Consider the following 15,680-nt stretch of genomic DNA (forward strand, 5'->3'; position numbering starts at 1 on the left):
TGCAGCCGGGTCTTATTACGCTCGTGTCTATCTGGCTAGACGGATTTTGTCTAGGGGCCTAGACTTTCTACATGATGAAGCGGAAGGACCTCCTTAGAGAGGCCAAGCGACTCGAAATCTAGAAGTCTAAGGACCAAATTCAATGAGACTAACGGCAGTTGCGCAGCGCTCCGGGTCGTGGTGGGCCGTTGAAGTTCCCGAAGTACCGGGTCTGTTTACACAGGCCAAGCGCCTGGACCAGGTGGCAGCCATGGTCAAAGACGCGGCATCGTCCCTGACAGGAATACCTGAGGACTCGTTTCAAGTAATCGTTTCCGTCCATCTAGGCGGAAAACTCGAAGAAGCCGTGGATGCAGCCCTGGACGCCGCGAACCGGTTGGCCGAACTTCAGGCCAAAGCGGCCACGACCAGCCGAGTGGCGGCCCGGTGCCTGGCGGAGGACGGCCTGACCGTCCGGGAAATCGGAGAAGTTCTTGGGGTTTCGCACCAGCGCGCCCATCAATTAGTCGGCCGTAAAGCCGAAAAGACCGGCAGCCGAAAATAGCCGGCTCAGACCCAGGGCTCTGGCAAGCGTTGGTGCGGGCTCGGGTGGCGGGGATTACCCCGATGGCGGCGCTGAAGGATCTGCGTCGGGTGCTGCCGGGGGCGAATCCGAACCCGCTGTTCCGTCGGCTGCTGAGCGGCGCCTCGGAGGATCGCGCGCAGCCTCGGGCTCGCTCATAGCCAGCGGCAACCGGGGTACAGCAGCACGCTGGAGTGCGACGGCATAGTCTGCGAGTCCCACCCGGCGCACGGCGATCACCAGCCGCGGGTTTCGACTGCAGCAGCGCCGAGCGCCGAGCAGCTCGGCACTAATTGTTGGAAATCGCCCGCGGTGTCCCGTCGCTACGGCCAGGTCTGTGGAGTTTGGCGATAAATGGCGGCGTTCTGTGACCGCTCGATATCGCAATCCCGGGCTTTGCGTCGTCTTGCATCCCATGGGTTACGAGGCAGATCGGTTGCGAGACACCTGACTCGCTGAAGGAGTACCGGGAGCGGTTCACTCAGAAGGACGACATGCTCGAAGCGATCGTAGAACTGGCCTTGATTGTGTACCGTTCCGGAGACAATGACATCCCCGTGCTGGGCCAGCAATCGATTCATGCGAATTGCGTCCCAGATGCCATCCCTCACCGGGCGATCTGGGACTGTCCCAGGTAATCCCCGGGGGAAACGAGCACCTCCTGCCATCCGCCGTAGAAGCTTCCATCGCCCTTGGTCCCGTCGACGCCGCGCAGATCGAATGTCATGCGCGTGCCTTCGTGAACCGGCTCGAGGGTGACCGTAATGACTGGAGTGTCATCTGGGTCGCCGTTCGGGTGGCCCCAGGTGAACACGAGGCGCTCGAAGCGGAGTTATTGGTTCGCCCTCCCCGCCGGAATTAGACCTAGTGGTGTGTCTCAGTTTTGCTTGACGGCTTGGAGTGCGACGCGGCCTCGGGCGACTTTTTCGAGGATGGATTCCGCTGTCGCCGTCCACACCAGGGGCTTGGGCTCGTCGTTGTGGGCGGCGAGGTAGTCCTCGATCGCTGAGATCAGATCCGGCACGGAATGGAACGCGCCGCGGCGCAGCGCCTTGTCGGTGAGTTCCCTGAACCACCGCTCCACCAGGTTCAGCCAGGACGAGGAGGTGGGCGTGAAATGCAGGTGGAACCGCGGATGTTTCTCCAGCCAGGCCCTGACGTTGGCGTGTTTGTGTGTCGCGTAATTGTCGAGGATAAGATGCACGGCCAGCCCGTCCGGGACTTCCTTCTCGAGTGTTTTCAGGAATGTCAGGAACTCGTTGTGACGGTGCTTGGGCAGACAGGAACCGATGACCTTTCCGCTGGCGACGTCCAGGGCGGCAAACAGGGTCGTCGTGCCGTTGCGCTTGTAGTCATGGGTCATCGTTTCGCCCCGGCCCTTCTTCATCGGCAGTGACGGCTGGGTGCGGTCCAACGCCTGGATCGAGGACTTCTCATCCATGCACAACACGATCGCCTGCTCCGGCGGGTTCAGATACAGGCCCACCACATCGATGAGTTTCTCCTCGAACCGCGGATCGGTGGAAAGCTTGAACGCCTCGACCCGGTGCGGCTTCAGCCCGCGCGCCGCCCAGATCCGCTGCACCTGCGCCGGAGACACCCCGGACTTCGCCGCCATGCTCCGCACCGACCAGTGCGTATGCCCTTCCGGCTTGGAGTTCAGCGTCAACTCAACGATCTCATCGATCTTTGACTGCGGAATCACCGGCGTGCGGCCCCGCCCGCCACGAACCTTCCCCAGCTTCGCCAGACCCTCGTCCCCGAACCGGGCCCGCCATGAACGCACCGTCCCCGGGCTGACCCCGGCGACCTTCGCGATCGATCCATTGGCCAGCCCCTCCGCGGCCATCAACAAGACCTGTGCCCGCTGCACCTCACGATGGGACGCCGTCTGCGATCTCGACAACACCTCCAACGCGGCACGCTGACCATCGGAGACCACCAAAGCAGAAGCAGGATTCGACATGCCCCCAGTTTAACAGAACACTCATCGACTATTTTGGAGACACACCACTAGACTTGGCGGAGGAGAGGCCGCTCCGGAGCAGGCGCTCCCGCTGCTCTGGATCCACTGCCGCCACACTGGCGGCCATAGCCAAGCCGAAGGCGCCGTCCACCACCGCCCGGTCTGCGGAGGCGGAGGAACCGTGGGCGGCGAACTCGGCTGTGTGGTGGGCGGCGCCGCCCACGTTGTAACCGAGCAGCGGGTGGATGCTCGGCACCAGCTGGGAGACGTTGCCCATGTCCGTGGATGCCACCGGCTCCTCGTTGAAGACGACATCCCTCCCCCGGGCTGCCATCGCCGTCCGGTACGCCTCGGAGAGGAACCGGTCCTGCCGCAGTTCCGCGTAGGCGTTGCCCGTAGGTGTGACGGTGAGTGTGCTGCCGGTGGCATGTGCGCCGGCCTGAAGGCAGCGCCGCACGCGATCCTCGATAACGCGCAGCTTCGCGAGGCTGGGCGAACGCATTTCCACGCTGGCCCGGGCGCGCCCAGGGATGACGTTGGCGGCGCTCCCGCCTTCTGTGACGATCAGGGAAACTATGGAGCCAGACGGAAGCTGTTGCCGTGCCAGGGCAATGGCGGTTTGCGCGATTACGAGGGCGTCCAGGGCATTGATCCCTTCCTCTGGCGCCGCAGCGGCGTGCGCCGGCCGGCCCTCGTAGAGCACGTCCCACATGCACATGGCCAAGGACGAGCCGCCAACGATGTCTTCGGCGCCGGCGTGGGCCATCATGGCGAGTGAAACGTCCTCGAAATGGCCTTCCTTGATCAGGTCGACCTTGCCGCCGGTGGTCTCCTCCGCTGGGGTGCCCAGCACCTTGACGGTGATGCCGAGTTCCCCGGCTACGGTTGCCAGCGCGAGCGCCGCGCCCACGGTGGAAGCCGCGTTCACGTTATGTCCGCAGGCGTGGCCAATATCCGGCAGGGCGTCGTATTCAACACAGAGCGCGACTACGAGCTCACCGGATCCGAACCGGGCGCTGAAGGCAGTGGGAAGCTCGGGCTGGGAGCTGTCAAAGCTGAAGCCGGCGGACCGGAGCAGCGTACTGACTCGTTGGGCGGCCCTGAACTCTTGGCCGCCAAGTTCGGGATCGGCGTGAATCGCGTGGCTCAGCCCAAGGATTTCGGACTTCCAGCGCTCCAGGGCCGCAGAGACGCTGCGTTCGATTCCGGTCTCGGAGGCCGGGGCCGGCCCGACAGGCTTCGGAACAGCAGTTTTCAGACCAGCCGTGTTCATGCGGGGACCTCTGCTGCCTGCCGCTTGGGATAGCGGGCAGAAGCTACCGCTGCGATCAGTGCTGCCACGGCCAATACACCCCAGATGGAGACGAGGCCGCCGTTGCTGATGTGCCCGGACTCGGCGGAGGATGAGGAGATGAGTTTCACGACGGCGGCGCCCACGGCGATGCCGGCAGTCAAGGCCAGTTCGTTGAGTCCGGCCGCCGTCGAGGTCTCCTCCAGCGGCACGCCCTCCACGGACAGCGCCCGGGTCCCTGCCTGGTAGATGCCAAGGCTCAGGTTGAACATCGCGAACCCGGCGCAGTACCCGGCCAGGGAGCCGTGGGCGACGGTCATGACCGCGAAGCCGCCGGCCAGCAGAAGACCCGCGAAGACAAGGGTGGCGCGTTCGCCGAACACTCTGAGCATCCGCGCGGTCAACAGCGAAGATGCCAGCGAGAACACAGACGCCGCGGCGAGGACGATGGCGATCATGAGGGGGCTGAGACCAAATCCGTAGCCTGTTTTGGCGGGGCTGGCGTGCAGAAAGATCCCGTTCGTACCGAAGTAGCTGATGGATGCGAAGCCGAAGAAGAACGTGGCCAGTGAGACTGTGCGGATACGTGGATTGGCGAGCATGCGCAGGTCCATGAACCTCTTCCCGCTCTCCGGGCTCCGGGCGTCGAGCACAGCCCAGAAGGCCAGCAGCGTGAGTCCCAGAAGTCCGGATCCGAGCGTCCGGGCATCCAGCCAGCCCCAGTCCGGGCCCATCGAAAGGGCCACGACGAAGCCGATCAGGCCGAGGGAACAGGCCAGCAGGGGCACGAGGGCGATTCCCTCCCGCGTCGGGGTGCCGGCGTCGGGCAACAGGAAGGAACAGACAAGGGCAACCACGGCAAAGGGCACAGCCACCCAGAAACCGAGCGTGGGGTCGTTGACGCCGACAATCCCTGCCAGCAGCCCACCTGCGCCGACCATGATCATGAGCATGCCGATCATCACGCTGACGCCCGTGCGGGTGTGCCCGGGGCTGCTCACCCGCAGGATTCCCATCATCAGCGGAATGAAGCCCACAACGCAGGTGAGCAGGACAATGCCGACGGTCACTGTCCACAGCGACGGCCACAGCGCCATCATGAGTACCGCCAGCGCGACGACAGCTGTTGACCAGCGAAGCACAAGTCTGTATCCGTAGCTGTCGCCGAGCCGGGAGATGATCGGCGTGAGCACGGCAAAGCTGACGTTCGAGATCAGGAAGATGCCGTTGATCGTCGGATCATCGATCGAGAAGACGGGCCCGAGCGCGGGCAGGATGGGGTTCAGGTAGCCCTGGGTGACCCCGCTGAGGGATTCGATCAGGGCCATTGCCATGATCATGCCGGTGATCGTCCGGCGCGTGACGGCCGCCGTCGCCGGTGCCGCTGTCCTGCTTGCCATGTGCTTCCTTGCGGTTCGGGGCGCCGTGCGCCTGGAGTGATGCGAGTCACCACGCTAGTTCCTCATCCGAGACCTCCCGATATATTGATGAAAAATCCCCGTAGGAGTACATAATCTGAAAGAATCGGCCATGATCTCCGAATTGGACCTTGAAATCGTGAACGCCCTGCAGATCAATCCCCGGGCGGACTGGTCCCGGGTGGCGGACGTGCTCGGCCTTTCCGGGCCCACCATCGCCCGCCGCTGGACCGCCCTCGCCGACCAAGGCCTTGCGTGGATCACCCCGGCTCCGGGGCCGCGCTATCTCAACGCCGGCTGGTCCGCATTCGTTCATCTGTCGTCCCTGCCGGGCGAGCATGAGGCGCTCATCCGGCGGCTCTGCGCCGAGCCCGCCTTCGGTACTGTGTCCCTGGTTTCGGGTCCTCACGATCTGTTCGTGGACTGCTTCGCGTCGAGCCACGAGGAACTCATGGGGATCGTCACCGGGGGGTTCGCGGACCTGCCGGGGGTGACGCGCAGGGAGGTTGTCTTTGTCACGGAGCTCTACCGGCAGGCTTCGGAATGGCGCAGCGGAACCCTGGAACCGGCGCTGGCGCGGCTCATGGCAAAGGAGTCGCTGCCCGTCCCGTCTGCCTACGCGCCGGACCGGCTGGATGCCACTCTGCTCGAGGAGTTGGCCCGCGATGGGCGGGCCAGTTGGGCAGAGCTGGGCGCCGCCTGCGGTGTGTCCCCCCAGACGGCAAGGAGGCGGGTGGAGCGGTTCCTCGCGGCCGGCTACATGACGATGAGGTGCGATACTTCGGTCGCCGCCCGGCAGGGCCTGCGGGAGGTGAGTCTAAGTCTCAACGTTCCCGCGACCCAGGTTGACGCCATCGGCCGGTACTTCGCAGGCCTGCCGAGTTGCCGGTTGAGCGCACAGGTCCTGGGCGCGCAGAACCTGTTGGTGACACTGTGGGTCCGCGACTATCTGGAGGTCCAAGGTCATGAACGCGAGCTGGCAGCACGAGCCCCGGGAAGCACCGTGATCTCCCGGGAAGCGGTGGTGCGCACCTACAAGCGGCTCGGCCACCTGTTGGACGAGTCCGGGCGAAGCTGCAGCGTGGTCCCCCTGCCACTGTGGCGCGAGGCCTAGCAACCGCTTAGCCTTATAACCCACCGACCCGCGGCTGGTCCTGAGTTCGTTTCGGGACTGGCCGCGGTTTGTGTTTTCGGGGTTGAGGAGGATCCGTGCCGTCGTTAGCGCAGTCCTTGCGGGCGGGGGTCTAACCGGCCGGGACCTACGCGGACTTGAGCCATGCCTGGAGTGCTTGGCGGACTACTTCACTGCGCGTTGAATGATCTTGCTCCGCCCGCCTGGAGAGGGCGGCATTAAGGTCCGGGTCCAACCGGATTGCGGCCACCTGGGCAATCTCCGCTCCGATCCGGGGACGGCCGCGTTTCTTGAGGGCTGCCACGTCATAGCCGGCCACGGCTTCGTCAGCCCACTGGGCTATCTGGCTTTCAGTGACCGCTTGGCCGTTCATGGTTTCGTTTTCCTTCATAGCCGTTTCTCCTCTCAAGGCAGTAAGTCCAAGTATTTGGCACGTGCTTTCATTGCGTGGCTGTACGTCCACGCGTATTTCGTATAACGAAAACATTACTGCTGTACCCGTTCTTGGCGCGAGGATCCCCCCGGGCGGGGTTTGGACGGCGTCGAAGCACCGCCCGGATATTGTCACACCGGCCACGTAGTCTGCCTTCACGAGCTTGAAGAGCCCAACCGGGGGATGACATGGCGGACCTGATCCACGAGGCAATCGACAGGACGGACTCCGGGCCTGCCGCGGCCGCCTCGGTGCCTGAATCATTCGGGCCGAATGACGCCGACCGGCCGGAATCACTGGCAGACAGCGAGGGGGTCACCGACGACGCCGTCGCGGACTATCTGCGCCGGCTGCGCCAATACGACTTGCTCACTGCCGAGCAGGAGGTGGAACTGGCCCAAGAGATCGAGGCAGGACTTTTCGCGGAACAGCTTTTGGCTGACGGAACACCGCGGCCCCGGCGGGACCTAAGGGAGCTTCGGACCATCGTCCTTCTGGGCAAGCGTGCCGCCGACACGCTGCTCCACGCCAACCTTCGGCTCGTAGTGTCGATTGCCAAGCACTACACCCACCGGGGCCTCGACTTTCTGGACCTGATCCAGGAAGGGAACCTGGGACTGCACAAGGCCGTCTGCAGGTTCGACTTCACCAAGGGTTTCAGATTCTCCACCTACGCCACGTTGTGCATCCGGCAGGCCATCACGCGTGCGCTGGCTGATCAGGGCCGCCTTATCCGGCTGCCGGTCAACGTCGTCGAGCAGGTGCAGAAACTCCGGTCAGCACAACGGACGGCCGCAATGGCGGGGACCGTGTGCAGCATCGAAGATCTTGGCCGGCTGACGGAGAATTCGATCGGAAAGGTTGAATATCTGCTGACCTTGGACAAGCCGGTTTATTCGCTGGACAGCCAGGTGCCCGACGGCAAAGGCGGAACCGAAGCGCTGGCCGAACAGCTGCTGGATCCCACTGATCCCGACGCGGCGGATTCGCTCTTCCATCAACAGATGAAGGAGCGGGTACATGCCGTACTCGACACGCTCGAGGAGCGGGAGGCAGGGGTCATTGCGATGCGCTTCGGCATGACGGGCGGTGAAGAGACGAGCCTGGATGCGGTCGGGAAGGTGTACGGCATGACCCGCGAATGCATCCGCCAGATCGAGGTCACGGCCATGAAGAAGCTCAAGGACCCGTCCCGGTCCAACGTCCTGCGGCAGTATCACTTCGACGGCGACAGCTCAGTCGGCCCGGAGCCCTCAATCGGCGCGGAGACGGCGCCGGAGCCTGCGCCGGCGGAGCACGTATGATCGAGGAACTGTCGGTCCAACACATCCGGGGGATGATGTGAACGTTTTGTTTGGCTTGTATCTGGACCGCGCTCCGTGGACCTACCGCAATTCCGCACTGGGCCAGGTCCGGCTAGGGCCGCTGGGGCTGGCCCAGCTGCTCCAGACCCGGCTCGGCCTGACCGGGCCCGACGTCCGCCACTCGACCCGGATCCGGCAGTTCATGGCCCGTCTCCAGGAGCAGGACGCCCCGGACGCCTGGTTCCACGGGTCCTTCTCTGTCGACCCCTGGTCCACCGCGATGGACCTGCTGAACCTGCGCGACGAGCTCGTGGTCAACGGCTGGACCGGCATCGCGCCGGACCGGTCAACCGCCAAGCTGAAGGCCCTCGCTTCCCTCGAGCAGAGCCCGCTTCCCCTCGACCGGGCATTCGCCGACCATCCCCTGGAACTCGTGCGCGAACTCGGGAGCGATCCCACCGCCCACTGGCCGCTCGGGATCAGCCGGCTGGAACTCCAGCACCCCCGGGCCTCGTTCCCCGCCATCTGGCTGCGCCTCATCGGCGCCCTCGAACGCCGCGGCGTGAGCGTCATAGAGCCGGCCCCGCAGACGGGGGCGGTCGGCGAGGTCACCGTCCTCGTCGCCAAGACCGAGTGGGAGGCAGCCGAGCACGCCGCCCGGTGGCTCGCCTCCGCCGAACACCCCGGCACGGACCGCGCCGCCGTCGTCGCCTCCGCGGGCACGGCCCTGCTGGACCAGGAACTGCAACGCCGCGGCCTGCCGCGGATCGGCGTCGGCAGCCGCTCCCGCTGGCGCGCCCTGGACCAGATCATTCCGCTGTTCTTCAACGTGATCTGGGGGCCGGTGGACGTCCAGCTGCTGGGCGAATTCCTCAACCTCCCCGTCAGCCCCGTCCGGCGCGGCGCCGCACGGCACCTGCTCCGCGCCCTCTCCGCCCAGCCCGGCACCGGCGGCGAGGAATGGCTGCGCGCGCTTGCGAACATAAGCAGCGACGAAACCCTCGGCCCCGGCGTCGCGGCAGAGCTGGACCTGCTGCTCAGCACCGGACTCCTCACGGACGACGGGACCGTCAGCGGCAGCACCGTCGTCGAACGCGCGCAGTGGCTGCGCACCCAGCTCAGCCGCCGCGTCCAGCTGCATCCCCAGCTGGAATCCGTGCTCAGCCAGCTCAACGAATTCACCGCCCTGATCGACGGGCCGGAGCCGGTGACGCGGAAGACGATTGCCCGGATCCTGGAATCCGTCATTCCCGCCGGTGCCAGTCCCCTGGCCGCCGGCGACGCCGCGCCGTGGGTCACGCTGCACGGCCCCGGCGAACTCTGCGACGACGTCGACACGCTTCTCTGGTGGGGATGCCAGGATGACGGCCATGCCCCGCCCCGCTACTGGGACGAGGCGGAACGGCAGGCGCTACAGACTATCGGCGTCGAACTGCCCGATCCTGCCGCCCTGGCCGAGCTGGAACTCGCGGTGGCAGTGAACGCCGCGAGGCACTGCCGGCGGCTATTGCTGGTGCGCGCCGCCGAGATCAGCGGGGAGCCGACGAAGTCCCACCCGGTGCTGTCATCGCTTGCCTTCGGCGCCCTGCCCGTGCCGCTGCCCGGAACCCCGGAGGAGAACAAGAAGGCTGTTGAACATGCCATCGCGGCCTTCACCGTGACTCCCGCGGATCTGGTGCACGACGGCGTCTGGCGCCTCGCCGGCCGGACCGCTGCGGTCACACCCGTGCGGCCTTCCCCCGCCCGGCTTCTGCCGGCAGCCCACGAACTGGGCCCCCGCCCCGCCTTCATGCCCGAGCGGCTCTCCTACTCGCAGCTGAGCACCCTGATCGGCTGCTCCCTGAAGTGGGTGCTGGAGAAGAAGGGCCGGCTGAAGGTCGGCGACGCGCAATCCGTCCCCACCGGAAACACCATGATCGGCACCCTGGTCCACAAGGTCGTCGAGGAACTCTTCGGCGAGCTGTACGCCGGGAACCGGGCCGTGCCGGAGCCGGCGGAAGTCCAGGCCAAACTGGACCAGCTCGTGCCGCACTACGCCTCGGAGCTGCTGTTGCCGGGCAAGGGCAGCAGACTCGCCGGCCTCCGGCCCATCATCGAAAACTCCGTCATCAAGCTGTTCCAGACCTTGCAGACCCAGGGCGTCCACATCCGCGCCACCGAGCACGCCTTTGACAAGCCAGCCTCCTTCAACGTCAACGGAGCCCGGATCGAGGTCCAGGTCTCCGGCTCCATCGACGTCCTCGCCGCAGACCACCGGGCTGATCCGGTGGTGATCGACCTCAAATGGACCAACCGCTCAAAGTACCGCCGGGAAGAGATCACCAACGGCGACGCGATGCAGCTCGCCCTGTACCACTGGGCCTTGGACGACGGGCCGGACCCGATGTCCACCGTCGCCGAGGACGCCGCCATGTCCTACTACCTGCTCAAACAAGGCGAGTTTGCCTCCACCAGCAAACTCTTCGGGCCGGCCCTGGCCAGCCCGGCGTCCAGCCGGGGCACCTGGCAGCGTTCCGTCCGCGCCGCCGAATTCTCCATCGCGGAAGTGGTCGGCGGACGGGTCCTCGCCGCCGGACGGCAGGAACTGGGCTCCTCCGACGAGCAGCGGGAAGCCGCGACCGCGGACGGCAGGCTCTACCAGAAGCCTCCCTGCAACTTCTGCGACTTCTCCGCCCTCTGCGGCCTCAAGGGGGACCTTTCATGAACCACGCGTTGAGCAACGTCACGATGATCACGGCCAGCGCCGGCACCGGCAAGACGTACAGCCTGATGGGCGAAATCGCCCGCGAAATCCACAACGGCACGAGGCCCGGCCAGATCCTCGCCACCACCTTCACCAAGAAGGCCGCCGCCGAACTCATCGACCGCGTCCAGGCCGAACTGTTCGGCCAGGAACGCCCCGACGCCGCCCGGCAGATGTCGGTGAGCATGGTGGGCACCGTCAACAGCGTCTGCAGCCGCCTGCTCCAGGAATACGCCGTCGACGCCGGGCTCTCGCCCGCGCTGCAGGTCATCGCCGAGGACGAGCAGCTCCGGATCTTCCAGCTGGCCACGGACGACGTGTTCGCAGAGTTCACCCCGCGGATCCAGCCGCTCGCCCGGCGCCTGGGGCACGACGGCGAAGCGGACATCCGGGGCAGCGACACCGACTGGCGGACAATCGTCCGCGACATCACGGACGCCGCGCGCAGCAACAGGATCGCCCCCGCGAGCCTGGCCCGGTCCGCCTCCTTGTCCTGGCAGGGACTGCAGCAGATCCTGGGTCCGGCGGGCCTCGACGACCGTGCTTCCTGGTCCAACCAGCTCCTCCAGGGCCTCATGGGCCTCCGCACGCTGGCCGCTGACATTGCCGAAGCCGGCAAGACTCCGCCCAAGAACCTGGTCGCCTCGATCACCCTGCTCGAGCCTGTCCTGTCCCATGCGTCGCCGGAGGATGCGCCCTGGCGTTTCTGGATCGACGCGGCAGGGGTGTCGAACGCGGACGCCAAACGGCAGCTGGAAAGCTACATTTCGGCGGTCGAAACCGATCTGGCGGCCAACCCGGCCTTCCAGACCGAGCTGCGGGAGTTCACCGAGCTCGTGTTTGCCTGTGCCGCGTCGTGCCTGGACCGCTTCGCCGACTTCAAGCGCCAGTACGGGCTCATCGACTTCGCGGACCAGGAAACCCTGGTCCTGGACCTGCTGGAAAACAACCAGGAGTTCCGCGCGTCCATCGCCGGGCGGATCAGGTTCATGGTGGTGGACGAGTTCCAGGACACCAGCCCGCTGCAGCTCCAGCTCTTCACGAAGTTTGCCGAGCTGGTGGACAAAGTTGTCTGGGTGGGCGACTCCAAGCAGGCCATCTACGAGTTCCGGGGCACGGACCCGGAACTAATGAGGGCCGTCGCCGCCCACGTGGAGAACAAACGTCAGCTGCACCATTCGTGGCGGTCCAAGGAAGCCGTCATCGACCTCTCCAACGAGATCAGCCTCGCCATGTTCCCGGATCTCGCCGACACCGAAGTCAGGCTGACGGTTCCGGAGGCCCGGCTCGAGGCTTCGCATCCCAAGAACGCCCTCGGCGGTTCGCGGGAGGCCTGGACCCTCGCAGCGAAGACGGTGCCGGCACAGCGCCGGGCCATCGCCGCCGGCGTCGTGGACCTGATCCAGCGCCGCGGCCTCAAGGCGTCCGACGTCGCCGTCCTCACCCGGTCCAACGCCGGCGTGGCGGCCATCGCTGCCGCACTGACAGCGCTCGGGGTCAAGGCAACCACCAACACGTCCTCGCTGTTCGCCGCCCGGGAAATCCAGCTGGTCCGTGCCGGGATGGCCTTCGTCGCCTCCGACGACGACACGGTGGCCCTGGCTGAACTGGCCCACCTGCATCCGGACCATCCCCAATTCAGCCGCTGGGTCCCTGCGTTATTCGACGCCGCGGAGCCGAAGGAGGAACTCCAGCGCTGGGCCAGCGCGCCATTGGTGTCCGGGCTGGTGGAGCTTCGCGGCCTGGCCACGCTGTGCACCCCCACGGAGATCATGGAGGAAGTGGTCTCCCGGCTCGGTGTTGCCCGGCTCATCAAGTCGTGGAGCAGCCCCGGAACCCGGCTCAAGAACCTGGACGCGCTGCGCTCGATGCTGGAGCGGTACTACGAATCCTGTGCCGCCCTGGGCAAGCCCGTCACCCTCAGCGGCTCGCTGACGTTCCTGGCCGACGCCGACAGTGCCGGCAGCGAGAACTTCGGCGACGACGTCGTCAATGTCCTGACCTACCACAAGGCCAAGGGGCTGGAATGGCCGGCGGTGGTGCTGGCCGGGCTCGATGCCGACGTTGCGGCGAAGCCGTGGGGCGTCGCCGTCGAAGGAGTGCCGGAGATCGATGTCCGGAACCCCCTCGTGGGCCGCTGGATCCGCTTCTGGCCCTGGCCGTTCGGCGCCAAGGGATTCAAGCCGCTCTCCGCAGCGGCAGACGAATCGGCTGTCGCGCAGCGTGTTCTGGCGCGGCGGCAGGCCGACTCGGCGCGGGTGCTCTACGTGGGCCTGACCCGCTCGGTCAGCGTGACCTGCCTCGCCGCCGCCAAACCTGCACCGGCCTCGCTGAACACCCTGGGGCATGGCCCGATTGTGGAGTGGACCGCGGGCGCCGGGAGTGAAGGCACCTTGGTCATTCAGGGCCGCGACGGTGAACGCAGGCTGTCCGTCGAGACCTTCAGCTACGAGCCGGCCGACGGGCGGCCAGCAGACGGCGCAGGCGCAGGCGGGGAGTTCGAGGATTCCCTCACCGTCGCGTCCCCGGTATCCCGGAAGCCGGCGCGCGTCACAGCCAGCTCCCTGGAAAGTTTCGGCTGCGTGGCCGACGTCACCGAGGCCGCAGCCCTGGGGCCGCAGCTGATCGCCCACGGGGCCGCCCACTGGGACCACGTCGGCTCGGCCATCCACGGCTATTTCGCCCTGCCCCTTGCTGAGATGGGCGAGGACGTCCGGCTCGCAGCGGCGCAGCGGCTCCTTGACCGCTGGGGCGCGGCATCCGCCGTCGAACCTCACGTTGTGGTGGAAGCGGGCGAACGCATGCTCGCGTTCTTCGCCCGGCACTACCCCGGGGCGACGCTCATTACCGAGCAGTCCGTCGCCTGGCGGAACGCCGACAACCAGCTTATGGAAGGGTGGATCGACCTCCTGCTGGAGACGCCGGCCGGATATGTGCTGGTGGACCACAAGTCCTATCCGGGCAAGGATCCGATCGGCCACATCAAGGACAAGTACGTGGGCCAGATGCGCGGGTACACGGAGGCGATCCAGACGATCACCGGGCGGCCGGTCGTCGAGACCCTGATCCATATGCCGGCGCTGGGCAAGATGTACCGGATCAGCTGACCTTCACCATCACCGGTGTAAATCCGCCGACGACGGCACCCCGGTGCCGCTGCCTCGGCCTGCCTGAGGCAGGCTTCGTTTGTTCACCCCGGGTCCAGCTCACCGCACACAGCAGTCCATCTGCCCTCCCTACCGTGGTGGGGTCACCGGCGGACCGCCGGCAACCGCCATCCGGAAGGAACCATCACCATGCGCACAGTCCTGACCGCCGCGGCCGCCGCCGCGCTCATCGCCTCTTTGGCGAGCCCCGCCGTCGCCGCTTCAACCCCCGAAGCAGGCTCCGCGCCGTCGTCGAACGCTGCCGGAACCGCAAGGTCCGACATCAAAACCAACGAACGCAACGGTTCTTTTGACCTGCAGTCCCACCGCGGAGGCCGCGGCGAGTGGACCGAGGAATCCCTGGCCGCGTTCGCCAATTCGCTGAAGCTCGGCGTGACGACGCTGGAGCTGGACACCCACCTGACCGACGACGGCCACATCATCGTCTGGCACGACGACACCATCCAGGCGGACAAGTGCCGCGACACCGCTCCGGCAACCCCGGGCGACGCCGGCTTCCCCTACGTCGGTGACCGGGTCGCCGAGCTGTCGCTCGCCCAGATCAAGACGCTGGACTGCGGCTATACCCCGCTGTTGGGATACCCGGAGCAGGACGTGGTCGAGGGCAACCGGATCGCCGAGCTCAAGGACGTATTCCAGCTGGTCCGCAATGCCGATGCCAAGAAGGTCCGCTTCAACATCGAGACCAAGGTGGAGGACGGCCGGTCCGGCGGCGAAGGCATGGTGGCCCTGACCAAGGCCGTGGTCGCGGAGATCTACACGGCCGGCATGGCCGAACGCACCACCGTCCAGTCGTTCGACTGGTCCTCGCTGAACCTGACCAGGAAAATCGCCCCGGAACTGCCGCTCGCCGCCCTCTCCAGCGGCGACGCCTGGCTCGAGGTGGGCAAGCTCGGCGCCAGCCCCAACCTCGGCGGCATCGACATCGACACCTACGGCGGGTCCCTCGCCAAGGCAGCGGCGGCCCAGGGCTACGACGTCATCTCCCCCGCCTTCGGCTCCGTCACGCCCCAGATGATCGCCGAAGCCCACGAGCTTGGCCTGCCCGTGCTCCCCTGGACCGTCAACACCGCTTCGGACATGACGCGGCTGATGGACCTCGGCGTTGACGGCATCATCACCGACTACCCCACCCGGCTGCGGACCCTCATGGAAGAGCGCGGCCTGAAGCTCCCGAAGGCCTACGAGCCCAAGGGCCAGGAGAATGCCGGCGACGCCTCATAAGGTTTCAGGACGAGCTCTCCGGGACCGGTGTGGCCGTTCAACTCGTGGACGCCACACCGGGCCAAAGTGCATGGGACCGCCACACGATTTTCCCACCGGCGTCCTGCCCCATCAGTGACTGCGTGGCACCGAAGGCTTGGGCGAGGCACGGAGAGTGTCTAGGATTAAATGGTGATCTGCCGGCAACCCGCCGGTAGCAACCAACCGCAGGGAGAATCACCATGGGTTTGGATGACAAGATCAAGAACACCGCCGAAAACATCGGCGGCAAGGGCAAGGAAGCCGCCGGTGCAGCGACCGGCGATGAAAGCCTGAAGGCCGAAGGCAAGGGCGATCAGGCGAAGTCGGACCTGAAGCAGGCCGGAGAGAAAGTCAAGGACGCTTTCAAGAAGGACTGACGGCAATCACAGCAGCAGGGTGCGGATCCGGCAGGAGCCGCA

12 protein-coding genes are annotated in these 15,680 nt (G+C 66.1%); 7 read left to right on the plus strand and 5 right to left on the minus strand.

Features of this window, described 5'->3' with window-relative positions:
- Positions 1-250 precede the first annotated feature (250 nt).
- Positions 251-544, plus strand: a complete 294-nt coding sequence (locus J9611_RS01345; protein WP_211876979.1) for a hypothetical protein — start codon at positions 251-253, stop codon at positions 542-544.
- Positions 545-1,169: 625 nt separating this feature from the next.
- Here the strand turns inward: J9611_RS01345 and J9611_RS01350 are convergent.
- The 4 genes from J9611_RS01350 to J9611_RS01365 form a co-directional block, all read right to left on the minus strand.
- Positions 1,170-1,376, minus strand: coding sequence for an SRPBCC family protein (locus J9611_RS01350; protein WP_211876981.1), 207 nt, complete (start codon positions 1,374-1,376; stop codon positions 1,170-1,172).
- Between the two features lie 63 nt (positions 1,377-1,439).
- On the minus strand, positions 1,440-2,528 hold the full coding sequence (locus J9611_RS01355; RefSeq protein ID WP_211876982.1) for an IS630 family transposase: 1,089 nt from the start codon (positions 2,526-2,528) through the stop codon (positions 1,440-1,442).
- A 28-nt stretch (positions 2,529-2,556) separates the two neighbouring features.
- Positions 2,557-3,801, minus strand: coding sequence for an amidohydrolase (locus J9611_RS01360; RefSeq protein ID WP_211876984.1), 1,245 nt, complete (start codon positions 3,799-3,801; stop codon positions 2,557-2,559).
- The gene (locus J9611_RS01365) at positions 3,798-5,219 is read right to left on the minus strand and encodes an MFS transporter (RefSeq protein ID WP_211876989.1); all 1,422 of its coding nucleotides are present in this window, start codon (positions 5,217-5,219) and stop codon (positions 3,798-3,800) included. The genes J9611_RS01360 and J9611_RS01365 overlap by 4 nt, the downstream gene beginning before the upstream one ends.
- A 130-nt stretch (positions 5,220-5,349) precedes the next feature.
- Here J9611_RS01365 and J9611_RS01370 point away from each other — a divergent pair, with 130 nt between their 5' ends.
- Entirely contained in the window at positions 5,350-6,351 is a 1,002-nt protein-coding gene (locus J9611_RS01370; RefSeq protein WP_211877003.1) for an Lrp/AsnC family transcriptional regulator, read from the plus strand.
- Positions 6,352-6,496: 145 nt separating this feature from the next.
- Here J9611_RS01370 and J9611_RS01375 read toward each other — a convergent pair whose 3' ends face one another.
- A complete protein-coding gene (locus tag J9611_RS01375; protein WP_211877011.1) occupies positions 6,497-6,760 on the minus strand; it encodes a ribbon-helix-helix protein, CopG family in 264 nt (87 codons plus the stop codon).
- Positions 6,761-6,990: 230 nt separating this feature from the next.
- Here J9611_RS01375 and J9611_RS01380 point away from each other — a divergent pair, with 230 nt between their 5' ends.
- From J9611_RS01380 to J9611_RS01400, 5 genes are all read left to right on the plus strand, one after another.
- On the plus strand, positions 6,991-8,106 hold the full coding sequence (locus J9611_RS01380; RefSeq protein WP_211877013.1) for a sigma-70 family RNA polymerase sigma factor: 1,116 nt from the start codon (positions 6,991-6,993) through the stop codon (positions 8,104-8,106).
- A gap of 37 nt (positions 8,107-8,143) precedes the next feature.
- Positions 8,144-10,810 carry a PD-(D/E)XK nuclease family protein gene (locus J9611_RS01385; protein ID WP_211877014.1) on the plus strand — a complete coding sequence of 889 codons (2,667 nt, stop codon included), beginning with the start codon at positions 8,144-8,146 and terminating at the stop codon, positions 10,808-10,810.
- Complete coding sequence (locus J9611_RS01390) at positions 10,807-13,956, plus strand: UvrD-helicase domain-containing protein (RefSeq protein WP_211877015.1); 3,150 nt, start codon at positions 10,807-10,809, stop codon at positions 13,954-13,956. Before J9611_RS01385 ends, J9611_RS01390 begins: the two co-directional genes overlap by 4 nt.
- 189 nt (positions 13,957-14,145) lie before the next feature.
- Complete coding sequence (locus tag J9611_RS01395; protein WP_211877017.1) at positions 14,146-15,240, plus strand: glycerophosphodiester phosphodiesterase family protein; 1,095 nt, start codon at positions 14,146-14,148, stop codon at positions 15,238-15,240.
- A 221-nt stretch (positions 15,241-15,461) separates the two neighbouring features.
- Complete coding sequence (locus tag J9611_RS01400) at positions 15,462-15,638, plus strand: CsbD family protein (RefSeq protein ID WP_211877018.1); 177 nt, start codon at positions 15,462-15,464, stop codon at positions 15,636-15,638.
- Positions 15,639-15,680 lie beyond the last annotated feature (42 nt).

Source organism: Pseudarthrobacter albicanus (genome assembly GCF_018224015.1).
GTDB lineage: Bacteria > Actinomycetota > Actinomycetes > Actinomycetales > Micrococcaceae > Arthrobacter > Arthrobacter albicanus.

Coding starts and splice junctions, on each gene's coding strand:
- J9611_RS01345 (WP_211876979.1), top strand. CDS start 251: ATGGTCAAAGACGCGGCATCGTCCCTGACAGGAATACCTGAGGACTCG.
- J9611_RS01355 (WP_211876982.1), bottom strand. CDS start 2,528: ATGTCGAATCCTGCTTCTGCTTTGGTGGTCTCCGATGGTCAGCGTGCC.
- J9611_RS01360 (WP_211876984.1), bottom strand. CDS start 3,801: ATGAACACGGCTGGTCTGAAAACTGCTGTTCCGAAGCCTGTCGGGCCG.
- J9611_RS01365 (WP_211876989.1), bottom strand. CDS start 5,219: ATGGCAAGCAGGACAGCGGCACCGGCGACGGCGGCCGTCACGCGCCGG.
- J9611_RS01370 (WP_211877003.1), top strand. CDS start 5,350: ATGATCTCCGAATTGGACCTTGAAATCGTGAACGCCCTGCAGATCAAT.
- J9611_RS01375 (WP_211877011.1), bottom strand. CDS start 6,760: ATGAAGGAAAACGAAACCATGAACGGCCAAGCGGTCACTGAAAGCCAG.
- J9611_RS01380 (WP_211877013.1), top strand. CDS start 6,991: ATGGCGGACCTGATCCACGAGGCAATCGACAGGACGGACTCCGGGCCT.
- J9611_RS01390 (WP_211877015.1), top strand. CDS start 10,807: ATGAACCACGCGTTGAGCAACGTCACGATGATCACGGCCAGCGCCGGC.
- J9611_RS01395 (WP_211877017.1), top strand. CDS start 14,146: ATGCGCACAGTCCTGACCGCCGCGGCCGCCGCCGCGCTCATCGCCTCT.
- J9611_RS01400 (WP_211877018.1), top strand. CDS start 15,462: ATGGGTTTGGATGACAAGATCAAGAACACCGCCGAAAACATCGGCGGC.